This window comes from Microbacterium sp. HJ5, assembly GCF_054824025.1.
In genome coordinates, this window is the sequence record NZ_JSYE01000018.1 from 58,590 (window position 1) to 76,413 (window position 17,824).

16 protein-coding genes are annotated in these 17,824 nt (G+C 71.3%); 5 read left to right on the plus strand and 11 right to left on the minus strand.

Features of this window, described 5'->3' with window-relative positions; translation table 11 throughout:
* Positions 1-35 precede the first annotated feature (35 nt).
* The 3 genes from OB08_RS09825 to mgrA all read right to left on the minus strand — a co-directional run bounded on the left by OB08_RS09825 (position 36) and on the right by mgrA (position 3,456).
* Positions 36-1,394: a GNAT family N-acetyltransferase gene (locus OB08_RS09825; protein WP_461474268.1), complete on the minus strand. Its 1,359-nt coding sequence runs from the start codon at positions 1,392-1,394 to the stop codon at positions 36-38.
* A 71-nt stretch (positions 1,395-1,465) separates the two neighbouring features.
* On the minus strand, positions 1,466-2,392 hold the full coding sequence (locus tag OB08_RS09830; RefSeq protein ID WP_461474269.1) for a 4-(cytidine 5'-diphospho)-2-C-methyl-D-erythritol kinase: 927 nt from the start codon (positions 2,390-2,392) through the stop codon (positions 1,466-1,468).
* A complete protein-coding gene (gene mgrA / locus OB08_RS09835) occupies positions 2,389-3,456 on the minus strand; it encodes an L-glyceraldehyde 3-phosphate reductase (protein ID WP_461474270.1) in 1,068 nt (355 codons plus the stop codon). The genes OB08_RS09830 and mgrA overlap by 4 nt, the downstream gene beginning before the upstream one ends.
* A 177-nt stretch (positions 3,457-3,633) precedes the next feature.
* On the opposite strand from mgrA, the gene OB08_RS09840 reads away from it, so the two are divergent.
* Positions 3,634-5,220: a stealth conserved region 3 domain-containing protein gene (locus tag OB08_RS09840; RefSeq protein WP_461474271.1), complete on the plus strand. Its 1,587-nt coding sequence runs from the start codon at positions 3,634-3,636 to the stop codon at positions 5,218-5,220.
* Here the strand turns inward: OB08_RS09840 and OB08_RS09845 are convergent.
* Both OB08_RS09845 and rsmA read right to left on the minus strand, forming a co-directional pair.
* Positions 5,168-6,085, minus strand: a complete 918-nt coding sequence (locus OB08_RS09845; protein WP_461474272.1) for a phosphodiesterase — start codon at positions 6,083-6,085, stop codon at positions 5,168-5,170. The two genes, OB08_RS09840 and OB08_RS09845, sit on opposite strands and share 53 nt — an antisense overlap.
* A gap of 102 nt (positions 6,086-6,187) precedes the next feature.
* Positions 6,188-7,036 carry a 16S rRNA (adenine(1518)-N(6)/adenine(1519)-N(6))-dimethyltransferase RsmA gene (gene rsmA / locus OB08_RS09850; RefSeq protein ID WP_461474273.1) on the minus strand — a complete coding sequence of 283 codons (849 nt, stop codon included), beginning with the start codon at positions 7,034-7,036 and terminating at the stop codon, positions 6,188-6,190.
* Positions 7,037-7,115: 79 nt separating this feature from the next.
* Between rsmA and OB08_RS09855 the strand changes: the two genes are divergently transcribed.
* Both OB08_RS09855 and OB08_RS09860 read left to right on the plus strand, forming a co-directional pair.
* Positions 7,116-8,576 (plus strand): sugar porter family MFS transporter, encoded by a 1,461-nt coding sequence (locus tag OB08_RS09855; protein WP_461474274.1) that lies wholly within the window; start codon positions 7,116-7,118, stop codon positions 8,574-8,576.
* Positions 8,577-8,648: 72 nt separating this feature from the next.
* Positions 8,649-9,953: an MFS transporter gene (locus OB08_RS09860; protein ID WP_461474275.1), complete on the plus strand. Its 1,305-nt coding sequence runs from the start codon at positions 8,649-8,651 to the stop codon at positions 9,951-9,953.
* 2 nt (positions 9,954-9,955) lie between these two features.
* On the opposite strand, the gene OB08_RS09865 is transcribed toward OB08_RS09860, so the two are convergent.
* A complete protein-coding gene (locus tag OB08_RS09865; RefSeq protein ID WP_461474276.1) occupies positions 9,956-10,318 on the minus strand; it encodes a YciI family protein in 363 nt (120 codons plus the stop codon).
* Complete coding sequence (locus OB08_RS09870) at positions 10,315-11,598, minus strand: RNA polymerase sigma factor (protein WP_461474330.1); 1,284 nt, start codon at positions 11,596-11,598, stop codon at positions 10,315-10,317. Before OB08_RS09870 ends, OB08_RS09865 begins: the two co-directional genes overlap by 4 nt.
* A gap of 234 nt (positions 11,599-11,832) precedes the next feature.
* On the opposite strand from OB08_RS09870, the gene OB08_RS09875 reads away from it, so the two are divergent.
* On the plus strand, positions 11,833-12,003 hold the full coding sequence (locus OB08_RS09875) for a hypothetical protein (RefSeq protein WP_461474277.1): 171 nt from the start codon (positions 11,833-11,835) through the stop codon (positions 12,001-12,003).
* A 75-nt stretch (positions 12,004-12,078) separates the two neighbouring features.
* Here OB08_RS09875 and OB08_RS09880 read toward each other — a convergent pair whose 3' ends face one another.
* From OB08_RS09880 to OB08_RS09895, 4 genes are all read right to left on the minus strand, one after another.
* Complete coding sequence (locus OB08_RS09880) at positions 12,079-12,990, minus strand: TatD family hydrolase (protein WP_461474278.1); 912 nt, start codon at positions 12,988-12,990, stop codon at positions 12,079-12,081.
* Positions 12,991-13,074: 84 nt separating this feature from the next.
* Positions 13,075-14,652, minus strand: a complete 1,578-nt coding sequence (gene metG / locus OB08_RS09885) for a methionine--tRNA ligase (protein ID WP_461474279.1) — start codon at positions 14,650-14,652, stop codon at positions 13,075-13,077.
* Positions 14,653-14,701: 49 nt separating this feature from the next.
* Complete coding sequence (gene rsmI / locus OB08_RS09890; RefSeq protein ID WP_461474280.1) at positions 14,702-15,520, minus strand: 16S rRNA (cytidine(1402)-2'-O)-methyltransferase; 819 nt, start codon at positions 15,518-15,520, stop codon at positions 14,702-14,704.
* Positions 15,521-15,529: 9 nt separating this feature from the next.
* Positions 15,530-16,117 (minus strand): MarR family winged helix-turn-helix transcriptional regulator, encoded by a 588-nt coding sequence (locus OB08_RS09895; protein ID WP_461474281.1) that lies wholly within the window; start codon positions 16,115-16,117, stop codon positions 15,530-15,532.
* Positions 16,118-16,202: 85 nt separating this feature from the next.
* Between OB08_RS09895 and OB08_RS09900 the strand changes: the two genes are divergently transcribed.
* A complete protein-coding gene (locus tag OB08_RS09900) occupies positions 16,203-17,822 on the plus strand; it encodes a dolichyl-phosphate-mannose--protein mannosyltransferase (protein ID WP_461474282.1) in 1,620 nt (539 codons plus the stop codon).
* The last annotated feature ends 2 nt before the right edge of the window (positions 17,823-17,824 follow it).

The following is a 17,824-nucleotide window of genomic DNA, read 5'->3' on the forward strand; positions in this document are numbered from 1 at the left end:
CGAACCGGACGATGTCTTCGGGCCGCGCGGCCACGTCAGTACCAGATGCTGAGGCGGGGTGCGGTGTGCCAGGCGAGCACCCGCGCGGCGGCCGAGGCATCCGTCGACCGCACACGGCCCGCAGCCGCGAGCGTCGCGAGGGACACTCCGCCGAGGTACGCGGCCGACAGCTCCTCGATGCCGAGGGCCACCTCGACCGCGCCCTCCGGAGCGCCGCCGTCACCCCAATCCGAGACCGTGCCGCGGCCGTCGGCGTCGACGCTGAGCACGTATCGCCCACTCGCGTGACCGAGCACATCGGCGACGTCGAGGGCGAGCACTCCCGGTGCCCCGAAACGCCGCGCCTCGAGGGCTGTCACGACGTCGAGGATGCGGACGTACTGGTGGTCGCGGATCGTGACCCTGGCGGCGCGCTGGTCGGCGATCATCCAGCGCAGCGGCTCGTCGACCGAAAGCTCGTCGGCCGTCACCTCCGCCACGAGGTCGAGTTCGAGCAGGAAGCGCCACAGCGCGGCGTACGCGTCGTCATTCTCGGCCAGCAGGTAGCCGACCCGCACGCTCGCCTTGGTGAAGTCGTCGTGGTTCTCCTTCACCGAGTAGATCGCGAGCCCGCGCACCTCGCCGGTCGCATCGGCGTACTGCACGGCGCGCTTCTCGCCCGCCTTCTCGGCGGTCGGGCTCGTGCCCGCGAAGCCGTCCCAGTGACTGCCGGGCACGTCGATCTCGCCCGCGTCGCGCAGGCGCACGCGCTCGTGGAGGGCGGGCGCGAGCTCGCGCAGGCGCTCGCGCGGGATGAAGTCGACGCGCCCCTCGGGCCGGGGGCCGATCCACGTCGCCCGCTTGGTCTCGATGCGCCAGGACGCACTCGCGGCCGCCGGTGCGAAACCGTAGCGGCCGTACAGCGTGGACTCGCTCACGGTGAGCATGGCCAGCGGCGCACCCGACGAGACCGCTGCGCCGAGCTCGCCCTCGAGCATCGCGCGCGCGATGCCCCGGCGACGGTGCGTGGGGGCGACCGTCACGGCCGAGATCGCGCACGAGGGCAGGGCGGCGCCACCCGGCACCGTGAGCTGACCGATCCACGAGGCGATCGTCGCGACCGGGGACTCCGCCATCGGGGCCGAGGGGTCGTAGACGCCCGTGACCCGGCGATAGCCGCTGCGCTCGCGGCTCGCGGCGACCTGCTCGTCGGAGCGCTCGCCGTCCTGGAAGCCGCGTGCCACGACCTGGAGCCATGGTGCGAACCCCTCGCCGTCGACGGGCACGACCCGGTAGTCGAGCCCGTTCCCGGCGAGGCGGGCGCGCGAGGCCTCGTTCACCGGCGCCACGAGGTGAGCCGCGGCATCCGCCGTCTCGGTCTGCGCCGCGGGGCGCGTGTCGGTCTCGGAGGTCATCGTCGGTCCTTCCGTCGCGGTCGTGTGTGATTCGTCGTACTCGGGGTGACCTCGCGCCCGTCGGGCGCCGCTCAGCCGATCACGCGCGCGCCCGCGACCGGGCCGTGCACGTGCAGGGCCGCGAGCCCCGAAGCCGACAGGATGACCTGCAGCTCGAGCGCGGACTCGGGGTCGCCGGCCAGGAAGGCCAGCGTAGGCCCCGACCCCGACACCAGCCCGGCGAGCGCGCCCGAGCGCTCCCCCAGCTCGAGGGCATCACGGAGGCCCGGCCGCAGCGAGAGTGCCGCCGTCTGCAGGTCGTTGCGGATGTGCTCGGCCAGCGCGACGGGATCGCCCGCGCGCAGCGCGTGCAGCACCCCGGTGTCGACGTCCGGCGCGCCGGCCCCCACCCCGAGGTCGTTCTGCGCGCGCAGCGCATCGAGGTGCGCGTAGACCTCGGGAGTCGACAGTCCCTCGGCAGAGGGGACCACGACCCAGTCGAACCGCCCCTTCGCCAGCGCGGGACTCAGCTGGTCGCCGCGCCCGGTGCCGATCGCGGTGCCGCCCATGAGCGCGAAGGGGACGTCCGCGCCGAGCCGGGACGCGAGCTTGTGCAGCTCGGCCGTGCCGAGCTCGGCCCCCCAGAGCGCATCGCACGCGACGAGCGCGGCCGCGGCATCCGCCGATCCGCCCCCCATGCCGCCCGCGACCGGGACGTTCTTGACGATGTCGAGGTGCACGCCGCCGCGGTGCCCGATGCGCTGCGCCACGAGTCGCGCCGCGCGCACGGCCAGGTTGCGGTCGTCGGCGGGCACGCCCTCGAGATCGACCGTGCCCGAGAGCGTCACCGAGAACTCGTCGGACGGCGTGGCCCAGACGTTCTCGTACAGCGACACCGCCTGGTACGCCGAGGCGACGTCATGGTAGCCGTCGTCCTGCACGCCGCCCACCTCGAAGAAGAGGTTCAGCTTGCCGGGCGCGCGGACGTGCACGCGGTCGGTGACGGCGGCTTCGCTCACGAGGTCGCCGAGTCCGCCCACAGGTCGACGTCGATGCCGTCGGAGAGCGCGTCGATCTGCTCGATCTCCTCCGTCGTGAACCCTGGCCCGTCGAGGGCGCCGAGGTTCTCGTCGAGCTGCGACGTGCGCGAGGCGCCGATGAGGGCCGACACGACCACCGGGTCGCGCAGCACCCACTGGATCGCCATCTGGGCGAGGGACTGCCCGCGCTCCTTCGCGATCACGTCGAGTCCGCGGAGCTTCGCCAGCCCCGCGTCCGACAGCGAGCGGTCGGGGACGGAGGAGCGCTGCTGCGCGCGGTCGGCGGGCCCGCCGCCGAGGTACTTGTCGGTGAGGAGGCCCTGCGCGAGCGGGGTGAAGGCGATGGCGCCCATGCCCTCCTGCTTCAGCACGCCGGTCAGCCCGTCCTCGACCCAGCGGTTGAGGATCGAGTACGCCGGCTGGTGGATCACCAGCGGGGTTCCGAGCGACCGGGCGACGGATGCCGCGACCGCCGTCCGCTCGGCGCTGTACGACGAGATGCCGACGTAGAGCGCCTTGCCCTGCCGCACGAGGGTGTCCAGCGCCCCCACGGTCTCCTCGATGGGAACGTCAGGGTCGACGCGGTGGGAGTAGAAGATGTCGACGTAGTCGATGCTCATGCGCTTCAGGGACTGCTCGGCGCTGGCGAGGATGTACTTGCGCGACCCTCCGTTGCCGTACGGACCGTGCCACATGTCGTAGCCGGCCTTGGACGAGATGATGAGCTCGTCCCGGTACGGGGCGAAGTCCTCGCGCATCATCCGGCCGAAGTTCGTCTCGGCCGAGCCGTACGGCGGGCCGTAGTTGTTCGCGAGGTCGAAGTGGGTGATGCCCTTGTCGAAGGCGTGGCGCAGCAGCGCGCGCTGATTGTCGAACGGGATGTTGTCGCCGAAGTTCCACCACAGCCCGAGCGAGATGGGCGGCAGCGTGAGACCCGAGGTCCCGACGCGGCGGTACTCGGCGGTGTCGTAACGGTCGTCGGCGGCGGTGTAGGGGCGGCTGAGGTCTCCCCCGCGGGCACGGTAGCGCGGCTCTTCGGTCACCGCACCAGGCTATCGGCGTCGCGGCGAGCGCGCAGGGCGGCCACCGCGCGCGGCTCCCCGCGGCCCTGCACACCGGACGTATCGGTGTCAAGGGGCATCCCACGAAACGTCGCCGTAATGGAGTCTGCCTAGTGTGAGGCGGGGACGTGTCGCGCACGTCCCCCTGAAGGAGACCCTGTGCACCCACTCACCGTCGTCCCCGCTGTGCCGGACGCCTGGTCGACCCTGCTCGACCGCCCCGACGTCGTCCTCGACGGCGGGCTGCTGCATACGCTGCACGACGACGTGACGCCCGTCGGGGCGCGCACTGCGGATCTCCTGCTGGTGGCCGAGACGCTCGAGCACGCCGGGATCGACGTGACTCTCATCCGTCACGACCTCTCGGTTCCCGCCCTCGTCGTCGACCTCGCTGCCCGGGATGCCGCACTCGAGGCCATCGCGGAGCTGGGCGAGCGCGAGCCGGTGTACGTCAAGCAGAAGGGGCGCGCGGTCGCCCGCGCGATCGACGTCGACCCGCGCGGCGACGGCCCTGTCTCCCTCCGGGTCTTCCGCCCGCGGCTGTCGCGCGCCGGCGGGCTGCGGTATGGAGCGGCACTCGGTGCCCGCATCGAGTTCTGGCGCTTCGGCGAGGAGCTGGTCGAGGCGCCTTCCGACAACGCGCTCACGCGCCGGCTGACGCCGTCCAGCGACCTCACGTTCACCACGATCGAGCGGTTCGGGCGCCTGTGGCGCACGATCGACGGCATGTTCGACCTGCAGCCGCACGAGTTCGCGGGCGAGGTCGACATCGTCTTCTCCTGGGTCGACGGCTCGGCGAGCGACTTCCAGCGCCAGCGCGCCGCGCGCATGGCGGAGTACGTCGTGGGCGAGGGCGACGACGGTCCGGCCCGCTACCGTCACGTCGACGAGCTGCGCTACGCCCTGCGCAGCGTCCACATGTACGCGCCGTGGGTGCGGCGCATCTTCATCGCGACGGACTCGCCGACGCCGGCGTGGCTGGAGGACCACCCCCAGGTGACGATCGTGCGCAGCGAGGAGTTCTTCGCCGACCCGTCGGTGCTGCCCACCCACAACTCGCATGCCGTCGAAGCCCAGCTGCACCGCATCCCCGGCATCGCCGAGCACTTCCTGTACTCGAACGACGACATGTTCTTCGGCCGCCTCACCGAGCCGGAGCTCTTCTTCACGCCCGCCGCGGTGACGAAGTTCGTCGAGTGCGAGGTGCGCATCGGCGCCGGGGCGCCCGCTGCGCACCGCAGCGGTCATGACAACGGCCTGCGCGTGAACCGTGCGCTCCTGCGGGAGCGCTTCGGCCGGACGATCGTGCGCGACCTGGAGCACTGCGCGACTCCGCTGCGCCGCAGCGTCATGGCCGAGCTCGAGCGGGAGTTCCCCGACGACTTCGCGCGGACCGCGGCATCCCGCTTCCGCGCCTCCACCGACATCTCGGTGACGAACAGCCTGTACCACTACTACGCCCTCATGACGGGCCGCGCCGTCGCCACCACCCGACCGCGCACGCGGTACGTGCAGACCACGCTGACGGCGTCGCTGCGGCGCCTCGAGCGTCTCGCCGAGCGCACCGACATCGACATGTTCTGCCTCAACGACGGCGGCGAGACCGAGGTGCCCGAGCAGCTGCGGGCGCGCGTGGTGCAGGAGGCACTGGAGCGGATGTTCCCGGTGCGGGCGCCGTGGGAGCGCGCCGAGGTCAGCGCGGCAGAGCGATCGGCTCGGTCGGCGCATCCGTCCGCGCGGCGCTGAACGGCCCGACGCCGGCCAGCAGCAGACGCCGCTGCGCTTCGTCGGCATCGATGTGCTCCAGCGTGCGGGGCGCGTCGACCGGCACGACGGAGTGCACGACCGTGTCGTCGTAGAGGTGCACCAGGTTGAACGCCTGGGCTCCGTCCTGGGGGCGCGTGCCGCCGGTCGGCACCGTGAGGTCCTGCGCGTAGCAGGTCGATGACGCCACCGACACGGGGATGCCCGCGAACGTCGCGAACGTCGAGTAGTGCAGGTGCCCGGCGATGATCGCGCGCACGTCGGAGCGGCGCAGCACGGCGGCGAGGCGCGACTGATCCCGCAGCTCGACGCTCGCGGCGAGCGGCAGCACGCTGGGCACCGGCGGATGGTGCATGGCCAGGATCGTGCCGAGGGGCGCGGGTGTCGCGAGCACCCCGGCCAGCCACGCCAGCTGGTCGTCGGTCAGCTCGCCGTGGTGGTGACCGGGCACGGTCGAGTCGAGCGTGACGATGCGCAGCCCGTCGAGCTCGTCGACGCGGTCGATCGGCTCGGCCGCGCCGAGCTCGTCGAGGAGCGTCTCGCGGAACGTCGCGCGGTCGTCGTGGTTGCCCATGACCCAGAACAGGCGTGCACCGATGCGGGCGGCGAACGGCTCGACCAGCGCACGGAGGTCGGCGTACGCGTCCCGCTCGCCCAGGTCGGCGAGGTCTCCCGTGAACACGACGGCGTTCGGCCGGACCCCGCTCGCCTCGATCACCGAGAGCGTCTGCGCGAGATGCTCCGCCGCGTCGACCAGATCGAACAGCCGAGCGCCGCCGGCGCGCAGGTGCGTGTCGCTCAGGTGCAGCAGGATCCGTTCGGGCGCCGGGTACTCGGCGGTGCGCATCTTCGCTTCTCCCCCAGCCCTGCGGTCGAGTCAGGACTTGGCGGGAATGCTACCGACGCGATCCGTCGGGCCGTGCAAGGCGCGGTGAACGCTGAGGGAAATCTAAGCTCGCAGCGCCCGGGCGATGCGCACGAAGTCGTCGATCGACAGCTCCTCGCCGCGCGCGGTGGGCGCCACCCCGGCGGCCTCCAGGACGGCGGATGCCTCGCCCGACGTGCCGCCGAGGACGCCGGCGAGCGCCTGCCGCAGCATCTTCCGCCGCTGCTGGAAGGCCGCGTCGACGATGCGGAACGTCGCGCGACGCTCCTCCTCGGTGCCGCGCGGCTCGGGAACGCGGTGAAACCCCACGAGCACGCTGTCGACGTTCGGCACGGGCCAGAAGACCTGGCGCGACACCGTGCCGGCCAGGCGCCACGGTCCGTACCAGGCCGCCTTCACGCTGGGGGCTCCGTACACCTTCGAGCCCGGCGGGGCGGCGAGACGCTCGCCCACCTCGGCCTGCACCATCACGACACCGCGTTCGAGACCCGGGAACGTCTCGAGGAAGTGCAGCAGCACCGGGACGCTCACGTTGTACGGGAGATTCGCCACCAGCACGGTCGGGTCGCCGGGCAGCTCGGTCACCCGCAGCGCATCGGCGTCGACGACCGTGAGCGCCCCGTCAGACACACCATGAGCCGACGCGGTCGCCGGCAGCCGCTCGGCGAGGCGGTGGTCGATCTCGACGGCGGTGACGGATGCCCCGGCCTCGAGGATCGCGAGGGTGAGGGAGCCGAGTCCCGGACCGATCTCGACGACGCTGTCGCCGGGGGCGACCTCGGCGACGTGGACGATCTTGCGGACGGTGTTCGCGTCGACCACGAAGTTCTGCCCCAGCTTCTTGGTCGGGGTGACGTCGAGGTCGGCGGCGAGCGCGCGGATCTCGGCGGCTCCGAGCAGGGACACGGGCATGCGTTCACTGTACCCAGTGATCCCGCGCCGCCCGTGTGGCCCCTCGTCCGGGCAGTCGGCCCGCGCTAGCGTGACGGGCATGAACGGCACCGGATCGATCCCCTCTGACGCCTTCTCGCTCAAGAGCCCGTACGGACGAAGGGCGATCGGGCTCTCCGTGGCCGCGGCCGTCGGCGGCTTCCTGTTCGGCTTCGACTCGTCGGTCATCAACGGGGCGGTCGACTCGATCTCGAGCGACTTCGCGCTCAACGACGTCGTCACCGGCTTCGTCGTCGCGATCGCGCTGCTGGGCTGCGCGGTGGGCGCGATCATCGCCGGAAACCTGTCCGACCGATGGGGGCGGCTCCGGGTGATGTTCCTCGGGGCGATCATGTTCTTCGTCAGCTCGCTGGGCGCCGGCCTCGCGTTCTCGGCGTGGGACCTGGCGCTGTGGCGCGTGATCGGCGGCCTGGGCATCGGCATCGCGTCGGTCGTCGCGCCCGCCTACATCGCCGAGATCGCCCCTCGTCAGATCCGCGGCGGCCTCGCGTCGCTGCAGCAGCTCGCCATCACGCTCGGCATCTTCGCGGCCCTGCTGTCCGACGCCCTGCTCGCCAACACGGCCGGCGGCGCCGACAACGTCCTGTGGCTCGGGCTCGAGGCGTGGCGGTGGATGTTCATCGTCGGGGTCATCCCGTCTGCCGTGTACGGCATCCTGGCGTTCACGCTGCCCGAGTCGCCGCGGTATCTCATCGCGAAGGGCCGCTACGACGAGGCGCGCGCGATCTTCGCGCGGCTCGTGCCGGAGGCCGACCTCGACCACACGATCCGTGACCTGCAGACCGCGATCGAAACCGACCGGAAGAACGCCGGCGTCTCGCTCCGTGGGCCGGTGCTCGGCCTCCAGCGCATCGTCTGGGTCGGCATCATCCTGTCGGTGTTCCAGCAGTTCGTCGGCATCAACGTGATCTTCTACTACTCGACGAGCCTGTGGCAGTCGGTCGGCTTCGACGAGAGCGACTCCTTCACCATCAGCGTGGCGACCTCGATCACCAATGTGCTGGTCACCCTCATCGCGATCTTCCTGGTCGACCGGGTCGGCCGGAAGCCGATCCTCCTCATCGGCTCGGTGCTCATGACGGTCTCGCTCGGACTCATGGCTCTCTCGTTCGTCTTCTCCGAGACCGACGCGGAGGGCGCGGTCACGCTTCCCGCGCCGTGGGGACCGATCGCGCTCATCGCCGCGAACGTCTTCGTGATCGGTTTCGGTGCATCGTGGGGGCCGCTCGTGTGGGTCCTGCTCGGCGAGATCTTCCCCAGCCGGATCCGCGGCAAGGCACTGGGCGTGGCCGCGGGGGCGCAGTGGATCGCGAACTTCCTCATCACGATCTCGTTCCCCGCGATGTCGTCCTGGTCCCTGCCGCTCACGTACGGCATGTACGCCCTGTTCGCAGCCCTGTCCTTCGTCTACGTGCTGCTGCGCATCCCCGAGACGAAGGGCATGGACATCGAGCAGACGGAGACCCTGTTCACCCACAAGGACGCCAAGACGGCCGGATGACCCGCGCGGTGCGCGCCTTGCGGCCGTAGTGCGAGGTCGCGGGCCGCTCAGGCCCCGACCTAGGATCGTGGGATGCCCTCTCTCGGCGACCTCATCGCACCCCGCCGGATGGGCCGGGACTTCCGCTGGCTGCTGGCGTCGTCGTGGACGAGCAACCTGGGCGACGGCATCGCCCTCGCCGCCGCGCCGCTGCTGATCGCGTCGCTCACCTCGTCGCCGATCCTCGTCGCGGCCGGCGCCATGATGCAGTACCTTCCGTGGCTGCTCTTCGGCCTGCTCGCGGGCGCCGTCGCCGACCATCACGACCGCCGGAGGCTCGTGATGCTCGCGAACGCCCTCCGGGGTGCGATCGTCCTCGTGCTGGTGGGGTTCCTCGTCACCGGGCAGGCGACCGTGTGGCTCGTGCTGGCCGTGGCGTTCCTGTACGGCACCGCCGAGGTGTTCGCCGACTCCGCGGGCAGCACTCTCCTGCCGATGCTCGTGAAGCCTGCCGATCTCGGCATCGGCAATGCCCGCATGCAGGCCGGGTTCCTCGTGGCGAACCAGCTCGCCGGTCCGCCGCTGGGCGCGTTCCTCTTCGCGGTCGGCTCGTTCTGGCCGTTCGTGCTGCAGGTGCTGTGCGTCGCCCTCGCCGTCGTGCTGATCTCGCGCATCGCACGCACTCCGGTGCCCGAGCACGATGGGAGGCCGTCCGGCGCGAAGGTGCACGCCATCCGGGAGGGCCTGCGCTGGCTGCGCCACAACGCGCCCGTCCGCACACTGGTCGTCATCATCCTGGTGTTCAACGTGACGTGGGCCGCGCCGTGGGGCGTGCTCGTGCTCTACGCGACCGAGTACCTCGGCATGGGCCCCGTCGGCTACGGCGCCCTCACGACCGCCTCCGCGCTCGGCGGCTTCATCGCCGTCTTCGCGTTCGGATGGCTCGAGAAGGGCGTCTCGTTCTCCACGCTCATGCGCGTGTGCCTGTCGGCAGAGGTGCTCATGCACCTGGGGTTCGCGCTGACCACCTCGCCCGTGGTGGCGTTCGTGATCATGTTCGGCTTCGGGCTGTACGCGTTCGTGTGGGCCACGATCTCGACCACGGTGCGCCAGCGGCTCGTGCCGATGGAGCTGCAGGGCCGCATCGCGTCGGTGAACATGGTGGGAGTGTTCGGCGGGCTCGTGATCGGGCAGTTCATCGGCGGCGTCCTCGCCCAGGTCTGGGGTCTCACCGCACCCTGGTGGTTCGCATTCGGCGGCTCGCTCGTCACGCTGCTGCTGGTGTGGCGCTCGATCTCGCACATCGCGGCGGCCAGGCCCGTGCTCGACGAGGAGCAGGCGGAGCGGGTCGCCGACGAGGATGAGCCCGGCGCCGGCGGGATGCCCCTGCCGAACTGACGTCAGTCGGCGGGGTCCCACGGGTGCGGGACCGTCGGCAGGATGAGGATGCGCCCGAGCACGGCGGTCGGATGCTTCGACATGTACTCCGCCGCCTGCTCGATGGACCCCGCTTCGAGGATGTCGTATCCCGCGAACCATTCCTTGAACTCGGGGAAGGGGCCGTCGGTGACGATCGTCCGCCCGTCGCGGACGACGACCGCCTTCGCCCGGTCGCGCCCTGCGACGGGGGCGCCGACACCGACCGTGCCCGCGGCGACGCCTTCCTCCTCCCAGGCATCGAGCATGCGCCGATCCTCGTCCTCGGCGAGGGTCGATCCGCTCGCATCGGTCAGGTGGATCACGAAGTATCGCTGGGTGGTCACGTGGGTTCTCCTTCGATGGACGCCGCGAGGTCGTCACGGCGGCGGACGAGATGGGCGACCTCGGCGGAATTGCCCGTCAGATCGATCGCCCGGTCGTAGGCGGTGCGCGCCTCGTCGTTGCGGCCGACCCGACGCAGCAGTTCGGCTCTCGTCGCGTGGAACGCGTGGTGGCCGCCCAGCCGACCGGCGAGTCCCTCCGCCATTGCGAGAGCCGCCGCCGGTGCCTCGGCCTCCGAGACGGCGATCGCCTTGTTGAGCGTGACGACAGGACTCGGATCGACGCGCTCGAGCTGGGAGTAGAGCGCCACGATCTCCGGCCAGTCGGTGTCTCCTGCGCGCGACGCCGACGCGTGCACGCCGTTGATCGCCGCGAGGATGTCGTAGCGATTCCGGCCACGCCCCCCGCGCGCGGCCTCGTCGGCCCGCTCGCGCACGAGCGACAGCCCCTCGTCGATCAGCGCGCGGTCCCACGAGGCACGGTCCTGCTCGTCCAGTCGCACGAGCTCGCCGGCGTCCGAGACGCGGGCGCCGGACCGCGCCTCGGTCAGCAGCATCAGGGCCAGGAGCCCCGTCGCCTCGGCGCGCTCGTCGGAGTGGACAGGGAGCAGGTCGCGCACCAGCCGTGCCAGACGAATCGCTTCTCCCGTGAGGTCGGGACGGAGGGGGTCCGACTCGGCTCGCGATGCGAGGTACCCCTCGTTGAAGATGAGGTAGAGCACGGCGAACACGGCGTCCGCGCGGGCGGGCAGATCCTCCTTCTCAGGCAGGCGGAACGGGATCCTGTCGGCCCTGATCCTCGCCTTGGCGCGGCTCAGGCGCTGTCCCATCGTGGTCTCGCGCACGAGGAAGGCGTGAGCGATCTCGGCGACGGTGAGCCCACCGACGACGCGCAGCGTGAGCGCCACGCGGGCCTCCATCGCGTGCACCGGATGACAGCAGACGTACACGAGGCGGAGCCGGTCGTCGTCGACCGCCCCGACGTCCTCGGCGTTCGGATTGTCCGCGAGCATGAACGCCTCCCGCTGCAGATCGTCGCGGCGCGCTTCGCGACGGAGGCGGTCGATCCCCTTGCGATAGGCCGTCGTGGTGATCCAGGCGCCGGGATTGGGCGGGACGCCGTCGACCGGCCAGCGCTCGACCGCGACCGCGAAGGCCTCGGCCGCCGACTCCTCCGCGATCCCGACGTCGCCGAAGCGCCGCGCGAGCCCGGCGACCACGCGCGCCCACTCGGCGCGGTGCGTCGACGCGATGGCGCCGGCGACGTCGGCGTGCGGGTTCATCGTCGCCACGTCCGGCCGATCGCCCTGCGTGCCATGCCGTGCTCCTCCGCTCCTGCGATCGCGCCGCGGCGACCTCTCATCAGATCGACGAACAGACCTCGTCCGATTCGACACCTCCGCCGAACGAAGGGTCAAGAGCCGCTCGCCCGGCGCATCCTGTCGAACCGAGCCCACCCCGTTCGTGGCAGGAGTGAGGCGGACCATCCGCCCCCATGACGAAGGCGAGGATCGACCATGCACAGCACGATGACCGCAGACGACGAGCGCGAGTACGCCGACCGCATCCGCGAGGCGCGGCTCGAACACCGCCGGACGCGCCGCGCACGCCGGCACGCGTTCTGGGCGAACCTCAGCGAGTTTCTCCTGTCGATCCCCGCGGGGGTCGGCGTGCGCCTCGGCGGCTGACGCGACCGCTGCTCCTTCCTGCGACCGCGCCGCCGATCGGCGCAGCGCTCGCAGGAAGCTGCAGCGGTGGAGGGGTCAGTCCTCGAAGGGGCCGTAGACCTCGAGGGTGTTCGCGGCGATCTGCGCGGACAGCTCGTCCGCGTCGACGCCGAGCTCGCGCGCCATGAACCGCACGGTGACCGGGATCAGGTACGGCGCGTTGGGACGACCGCGGTGCGGTGTGGGCGTCAGGAACGGGGCATCCGTCTCGACGAGGATCCGCTCGCGCGGGATCGCCGCGAGCGCGTCGCGCAGATTCTGCGCGTTGTTGAAGGTGACGTTGCCCGCGAAGGAGAGCCAGTAGCCCTTCTCCCCCGCGATGCGCGCCATGTCGGCGTCGCCCGAGAAGCAGTGGAACACGGTCCGCTTGGGGGCGCCGACGCGCTCCAGAGTCTCGAGAACCGCCTCGTGCGCGTCGCGGTCGTGGATCTGCATCGCGATGCCGTGCTTCTTCGCGAGGTCGATGTGAGCCTCGAACGAGCGGAACTGGGCAGGCCTCCCGCCCTCGTCGGTGCGGAAGAAGTCGAGGCCCGTCTCGCCGATGGCGCGCACGCGCGGCTCCGCTGCGAGCCCGTCGATGACGGCGATCGCCTCGTCGAGGCGGCCGGCCTCTTCGTATGCGGGGGCCTCGTTGGGGTGGATGGCCACGGCGGCGAGCACGCGGGGGTGGGATGCCGCGGCCCACGCCGACCACCGGCTCGAGTCGATGTCGCCGCCGGCCTGCACGACGCCGATCACCCCGACGGCGGCGGCGCGCTCGAGCTGCTCGTCCAGCGACAGGCCGACGCCGTCCTCGATCTCGAGGTGCGCGTGGTTGTCGTACACCGGCACGGCGAGCGGCTCGGGAGCAGCCGGGTACGTGACGTCGCGCGTGCCCTTCTCGCGCGTGCGGACGTACTGCGACGGATCCGCGCCCTCTGCCGGGTACGGGACGGCGGCCTCACCCATGCATGTCCCACTTTCGGTCGCCTGCGGTCGCTCCGAGCGACGAGAAGTGGGACATGAAGACGGGGAAGTGGGACATGGACAGGGTCAGACCGACTGCTCGACGCGCGGGAAGAGCGGTGCGAGGCCGTTCACCGACGTGCCCGGCGTCAACGCGCCCCAGGCGCCGGCCTCGCGGATCGGCTGGTCCTGCAGGCGCCCGATCGACTCGGCCGCGCCGAGCGCGACCCACAGCTTCTCCGTCGCGACCGGCATCACCGGCGACAGCAGCACGGCGAGCGCACGCAGACCCTCGGCGGCGGTGTAGAGCACCGTGCCCAGGCGCTCGCGCTGTGCCTCGTCCTTCGCCAGCGCCCACGGCTCGTTCTCGGTGATGTACAGGTTCAGCGCGTCGACGATCGTCCAGATCGAGGTGATGGCCTCGTCGATGCGGAAGCGCTCGATCGCCGCGTCGGCGGCGGACGCGGCATCCGCCACCGTCTTCTGGATGTGCAGATCGGCCTCGGTGTAGGCGCCCGCGGGCGGCACCACGCCCTCGAAGTAGCGCTCGACCATCGCCGTCGTGCGCGAGGCGAGGTTGCCGAAGCCGTTGGCGAGCTCGGCCTGGTAGCGGGCCGAGAGGTCTTCCCACGAGAACGACCCGTCCTGACCGAAGGCGATCGCCGACAGGAAGTAGAAGCGGTACGCGTCCGAGCCGAAGACGTCGGTGATCTCGGTCGGCGCGATGCCGGTGAGCTTCGACTTCGACATCTTCTCGCCGCCGACGAGCAGCCAGCCGTGCGCGAAGACGCCGCGCGGCACCTCGACGCCCGCGGCCATCAGCATCGCCGGCCAGATGACGGCGTGGAAGCGCAGGATGTCCTTGCCGACGACGTGGTAGGCGGGCCAGCGGCGGGCGAACTCCTCCGGGTCGCTGCCGTAGCCGACGGCGGTGGCGTAGTTGAGGAGCGCGTCGACCCACACGTAGATGACGTGCGACTCGTCCCACGGCACCGTGATGCCCCAGTCGAACGCCGAGCGCGAGATCGAGAGGTCCTTGAGCCCCTGCTTCACGAACGAGACGACCTCGTTGCGCGCGGACTCGGGACGGATGAAGTCCGTCGACGAGTACAGCTCGAGCAGGCGGTCCTGGAACTCGGAGAGCTTGAAGAAGTAGTTCTTCTCCTGCAGCAGCTCGAGAGGCTTCGAGTGGATCGCACACACCTTGAGCCCCTCGAAGGGACCGGTGCCGTCGACGATCTCGGACTCGGGCTTGAACTCCTCGCAGCCGACGCAGTACAGCGCCTCGTACTCGCCGGCATAGATGTAGCCGCGGTCGTAGATGGCCTGCACGAACTGCTTCACGCGCTCCTCGTGGCGCGGCTGCGTCGTGCGGATGAAGTCGTCGTTGGCGACGTCGAGCGTCTTCAGCAGCGGGAACCACGCCTCGCCGACGAGCTTGTCGACCCACTCCTGCGGCGTCACGCCGTTTGCAGACGCGGCGCGCATCATCTTCTGACCGTGCTCGTCGGTGCCCGTGAGCATCCAGGTGTCGTCGCCCGCCTGGCGGTGCCAGCGCGCGAGCGTGTCGACGGCCACGGTCGTGTAGCCGTGGCCGATGTGGGGCACGTCGCTCGGATAGTAGATCGGCGTCGTGATGTAGAAGGACTGGCGGCCGGAAGTCACCCGAGGATTCTAGTCGGGCGGGATGCCGTGCCCGGCCTTCGTGACGGGGTCAGCCGCGCACGGCCAGTGCCCCCTGGTACAGCTCGCGCGACGAGTGGCCGGTGTGGGCGGCGACCTCGCCCGCGGCATCCTTGAGTCTCGTGCCGCTCCGCACCAGTTCGAGCACCTGGGTGACGGCGTCCGGGAAGGCGACCTCGCGCGGGGCGGCGCCCGCGACCACGATCACGAGCTCTCCGCGGACCCCCGCCGCCGCCCACTCGGCCAGTTCGGCGAGCGTGCCGCGCGCGACCTCCTCGTGCAGCTTCGTGAGCTCGCGGCACACCGCGGCACGCCGGTCATCGCCGAAGCCTCCCGCCATGTCGGCGAGCGTCGCCGCCACACGCGTCGGGGCCTCGAAGAACACCATCGTGCGCGGCTCGTTCGCCAGCGACCGGAAGACCGACGCCCGCTCCCCCGGCTTGCGCGGCACGAAGCCCTCGAAGGTGAAGCGGTCGGTCGGAAGACCCGAGACGGCGAGCGCGGTGAGCACGGCGCTGGGCCCGGGGATGGCGGTGACGACCACCCCCGCGGCGGCGGCGGCCGCGACGAGGCCGTAGCCGGGATCGCTGACCGTGGGCATGCCGGCGTCGCTGAGCACGAGCACGTCGCCGTCGCGCGCGAGCTCGACGAGCTCGGGGGCGCGGTCCTTCTCGTTGTGGTCGTGCAGAGCGATGAGCCGCGGTCGGTTGTCGATGCCCAGCGCCGCGAGCAGCCGCTGGGTCGTGCGGGTGTCCTCGGCCGCGACCACCTTCGCGGTCTGGAGCGCTTCGATGAGGCGGCGCGAGGCATCCCCGAGATTTCCGATCGGGGTCGCCGCGAGGATGATCACGCCCTCAGCCTAGGCGCGGCCCGGGCCGCCCTGCCCGAGTTCGGCGGCGCCGTCGGCGTCCGACTCGTGTCCGGGCTCGTGCTCCGACCCGTGGTCCGGTTGGTGCTCCGGCTCGATCTGATCGACCGCCGCACGCAGGCGGCTCAGCGTGTCGATGACGATGCGGGTCTCGTCGGGCGTCATGCCGCTGACCGCGTCGAGCATGCGGGCGTGCATGGCCCCGAGCGTCCGCCGCACCTCCTCGTCGGTGTCGGTGGTGGGGGTCACGACGATACGGCGCTGATCGGTGGGGTGCGGGCCGCGCATGACGTGGTCGGACTTCTCGAGCCGGTCGATGATCGCGGTGACGGATGCCGTCGACACCCCGAGGTAGCGCGCGAGCTCGGCGGGCGACACCACCCGCGACTCGCGCTCGGCCTTGAGCAGGTACCGGAGCGTGAGCAGGTCGTTCTCGCCCATCGCCATCGCGTCGCGTGTACGCCGGCGCATCGCCACCTCGGACGCGCGATAGAGCCGGAACGCCTGCAGCAGCTCGATCGCACGACGCTTCGCGTCGTCGGCGTCGTCGCCGTACCAATAGCCGGTGCTCTCGCCCACGTCACGAATCATACGGACGGGCCGCCCCCACGCCGGGGAGGTTGCGCCCGGGGCCTCACAGGGACCCGCGCCTAGACTGTGCAGCGTGACGCACGCGCCCCGGCTGGACGCCGACCCGCCCGCCGAGTCGCTGCTCCCGCCGGCCCGCGCGAGCCTGTACGACCGGTTCTCCGCGCGAATCGGCGCCGACCGGCGCGCGCAGCGTCTTTACGCGTGGCTCGGGCCCGCGCTGGTGGTGGCCCTGGCCGCCGTGCTGCGCCTGTGGAACCTCGCGGCGGCGCACGACCTGATGAATCAGTTCGACGAGACCTACTACGTCAAGGACGCGTGGAGCCTGTCGCAACTCGGGTATGAGGCGGCCTGGCCGGCCGAGGCGAACGACCGGTTCCTCGCCGGCGACGTGAACATCTTCACCGCCGACCCGGCGTTCGTCATCCACCCGCCGCTGGGCAAATGGATCATCGCGCTCGGGATGATGGTGCTCGGTCCCGAGAACGGCTGGGGCTGGCGCATCACGACCGCCCTGATGGGCACGGCGGCGGTGCTGCTGCTCATGCTCATCGCACGCAGGCTCACCGGCTCGACGACGTTCGCCGTGATCGCCGGCCTGCTGATGGCCGTCGACGGGCTCGCGATCTCCATGAGCCGGGTGGCGCTCCTCGACACCCACCTCATGTTCTTCGTGCTGCTGGGCTTCCTCTTCGTCCTGCTCGACCGCGAGCGCACGATGGCGCGGATCGCGCTCACGGTCGCCGCGAGGTACGACGGCGACGACCCGCCCGCGTGGGGCCCGCTGCTGTGGAACCGACCGTGGATCGTGGCCGCGGGCGTCGCGCTGGGCGCGGCATCCGCCGTCAAATGGTCGGGAGCGTGGGTGCTCGCCGGCCTCGGCGTCTACCTCGTGGTGACGGACGCCCTCGCGCGACGGCGGGCGGGCGTGCTGTTCTGGCCGTCGGATGCGATCCGGCAGGGGGTCGCGACGTTCGTGCTGCTCGTGCCCGTCGCCGTGCTCGTCTACATCGCGTCGTGGTCGGGGTGGCTGCTCACCGACGGCGGCTACGACCGCCACTCCGCGGACGCGAGCCCGGCGACGGGCCTCTGGTCGTGGGTGCCCCTGGCGCTGCAGAGCCTCTGGATCGACCACACCACGATGTTCGGCGCCGCCTCGCGGATCACGTCGGGACACTCGTACGCGAGCCCGGCGTGGCAGTGGCCGCTGCTGATCCGGCCGACGAACATCTACTACCACCACGACGCGCTCGGCGTGGACGGGTGCGCGACCGGCAACGGCTGCTCGACGGCGATCGCCAGCATCCCGAACCCGCTGATCTGGTACGCCGGCGTGGCCGCGGTGATCTACCTGGCCTACCGCTTCGTGATCGCACGCGACTGGCGCTACGCGTTCGTGCTCACCGGGATCGCCGTGACGTACGTGCCGTGGCTCTTCTACCCCGAACGCACGATCTTCCAGTTCTACACGGTCCTCACCCTGCCGTTCATGCTGCTGGCGCTCACGTTCGCGCTGCGCGACATCGCCGGCCCTCGCCACGCCGACGCGTACCGGCGACTCACCGGCCAGAGGCTCGTCCTGGTGTTCCTCGCCGTCGCGCTCGCGCTGTCGGCGTTCTGGTACCCGGTGGTCTCGGCGATGCAGGTGCCGTACGACTTCTACCGCCTGCACATCTGGCTGCCCACCTGGGTGTGAGC

What these genes read in the sequence shown, in the direction of transcription:
- OB08_RS09845 (WP_461474272.1), bottom strand. Translation starts at nt 6,085, where the DNA reads ATGCGCACCGCCGAGTACCCGGCGCCCGAACGGATCCTGCTGCACCTG.
- OB08_RS09875 (WP_461474277.1), top strand. Translation starts at nt 11,833, where the DNA reads ATGCACAGCACGATGACCGCAGACGACGAGCGCGAGTACGCCGACCGC.
- rsmA (WP_461474273.1), bottom strand. Translation starts at nt 7,036, where the DNA reads ATGCCCGTGTCCCTGCTCGGAGCCGCCGAGATCCGCGCGCTCGCCGCC.
- OB08_RS09880 (WP_461474278.1), bottom strand. Translation starts at nt 12,990, where the DNA reads ATGGGTGAGGCCGCCGTCCCGTACCCGGCAGAGGGCGCGGATCCGTCG.
- OB08_RS09855 (WP_461474274.1), top strand. Translation starts at nt 7,116, where the DNA reads ATGAACGGCACCGGATCGATCCCCTCTGACGCCTTCTCGCTCAAGAGC.
- OB08_RS09825 (WP_461474268.1), bottom strand. Translation starts at nt 1,394, where the DNA reads ATGACCTCCGAGACCGACACGCGCCCCGCGGCGCAGACCGAGACGGCG.
- OB08_RS09870 (WP_461474330.1), bottom strand. Translation starts at nt 11,598, where the DNA reads ATGAACCCGCACGCCGACGTCGCCGGCGCCATCGCGTCGACGCACCGC.
- OB08_RS09860 (WP_461474275.1), top strand. Translation starts at nt 8,649, where the DNA reads ATGCCCTCTCTCGGCGACCTCATCGCACCCCGCCGGATGGGCCGGGAC.